A 2,044-nucleotide genomic window follows, 5' to 3' on the forward strand; every position below is an offset into this window, starting at 1 on the left:
GCCCATTGCTCTATGACATCCTCTTTGGCATAGGTTTTAAAGTGGAGGCGGACGGTGAAGTCATAGTTCGGATCTTTCAGTTCAACAGTTGTGAGCGTGACGTTATTGTCCGTCTTCGTTGTCTCGCTTTTAACGTAGCGTAGCATCGTTGAGGTGTGACCATCGGAATGGATGATATGCAACGCGGGCGTTTGCCAATAGCTGAAGTCGGAACTGCTCTGTATGGTAGGGTAAGCCTGGTCGTGCCTTTCGCCGTTGCCGAATATAGCGTCTACACCAGCCTTCATCCCAAAGTATTGCTGAAACAGATTGCCTTTTTTGTCGGTGCTTAAAGCTAGGACCGTATTCTCCGTACCGATTTCAATAACATCGAATGAAGGGATGGCCTGAGGTTCCCCCGTTGCCATTTCCACCCAGGCATCGGCCCAGTCGGCATGATCGTTGTTGTTGCCGTCATCCGTGGCCAAGGCTTCCAGACAAAGAGTGTCGATATCTGCAATGCTGACGTTGATTTTGAACGGTATGCGGCCTTTTTTCATGACTGGTGACTCGGCTAGTACTTTGCCATCGCCCGTCACGCGGAATTGTACGCTGCCACGTTCCGTAGCCTCATCGTCCACGCCCACTATGGCACTGAAACGCTTGCCCGTGCCGTTCACCCAAATCTTCAGGCGGCTGTCGGCGTGAGTGCCCACGCCCGTTTCATAAGTTTTACCGTTAAGTCTCAAAGCGTTGTTGTCAACACTTTTGTTTGCCCGGCAGTTTCCGAACCCACAGGTCATCAGTTTCAGGTTCAGGCTGCCTAAGGCATAACGTTTGTCGGCATGAACCGTCAGGACGGTAAGGCAAAACAAAGCCGTCCATAACCATCTTCTATTTTTCATAATATGGCATAATTGAATAAATGTATGTTCAAAAAAACATGGAATATCGTTTTGCTCTTGTGACCCCTGATGGCACAACTCCGATACTATGGCAAAGTTAGTCATTTATCATCAGACAACACGTTTCAACCTCTTAATTCAATTTATGTTTGAAAACTTTGAAATGTAGTGAAAGACTAAACAGGTAAAGTGGGGCAGACAGAGCATTCTGTTTGTAATCAAGACAGAAAGGCAGCGCTCTTCCTTAAGGAACAGGCTGCCTTTCTGTCAAATTGTTGCGTATGAAAAAAGTTGTGAAGTTGCGATGAAAATATCAGGACGTAGTGGATTTAGAATGGGGCGCCGTGGCCTCCACCTCCAGGAAAGTCCGGACCTCCACCGGGGAAGCCATGTCCGTTGTTTTGTGGCATGCGCTGCCGTTCAGGCATGGAGGGAGTGGCAAAAATCTTGATTAACTGGCTTGGAGATAGGCGTTCACGCATACGTGTGTAGTAAGCGCGTTTCAGTGCCACTTCCTTTTCAGTGGCGCTGAAGCGCCCCATGATGATTTGTTCGGCCTTTTCGTCCGTCATCTTCTCTCTGGCCTTTTTGCCACGTCTCATATCGGTAAGCGAAGTACGGCGGATGGTCCGCAAAGTGTCCTGCATTTCCACATAAATGGGTTTGAACCATGCAGCGGTCTCTTCGTCAAGTTCCATATCTTTTGCCAGTTGCTCGGCCATTTTCTCCGTGCGGGCCTTAGAAGCGGTGCGGCGGTCGTTGCGCTGGGCGCTGGCCGTTACAGTAACGAGTGTGAACACCATAAGAAGGGTCATTAATGTTTTTCTCATAAAACAGTCTGCTTTTAAAAGGTTTATTTTAAAGTGCTTGCCAGCTGATTGCCGGCGATTGATGATGCAAAGGTAAACAACCCGCCGAAAATGAAAAAATCATTTCGACTAATAGCGTCTTTTTCTAGACGAGACCGTTGCGGATTTTTGTGCAACATGCCGGTTTCGAAGAAAATTAGTATTTTTGCCCTCAGAAGGATTTGTGTCTCATTTATATAATATAAACAGATATACGCTATGAAAATAGGAGATAAAGTGCGCTTCCTCAACGATGTAGGCGGCGGAGAAATTGTAGGTTTTCAGGGTCGTGACATTGCCGTGGTGCGCGAT

2 protein-coding genes are annotated in these 2,044 nt (G+C 47.6%); both read right to left on the minus strand.

Features of this window, described 5'->3' with window-relative positions; genetic code table 11:
- Positions 1-884: NPCBM/NEW2 domain-containing protein (locus C5S62_RS00070; RefSeq protein ID WP_190311524.1), on the minus strand; the 884-nt coding region annotated here is incomplete at its 3' end.
- A 329-nt stretch (positions 885-1,213) separates the two neighbouring features.
- Complete coding sequence (locus C5S62_RS00075) at positions 1,214-1,714, minus strand: hypothetical protein (RefSeq protein WP_133159429.1); 501 nt, start codon at positions 1,712-1,714, stop codon at positions 1,214-1,216.
- Positions 1,715-2,044 lie beyond the last annotated feature (330 nt).

The sequence above is a fragment of the Prevotella sp. MGM2 genome, from assembly GCF_002933955.1.
Taxonomy (GTDB): Bacteria; Bacteroidota; Bacteroidia; order Bacteroidales; family Bacteroidaceae; genus Alloprevotella.

Coding starts and splice junctions, on each gene's coding strand:
- C5S62_RS00075 (WP_133159429.1), bottom strand. CDS start 1,714: ATGAGAAAAACATTAATGACCCTTCTTATGGTGTTCACACTCGTTACT.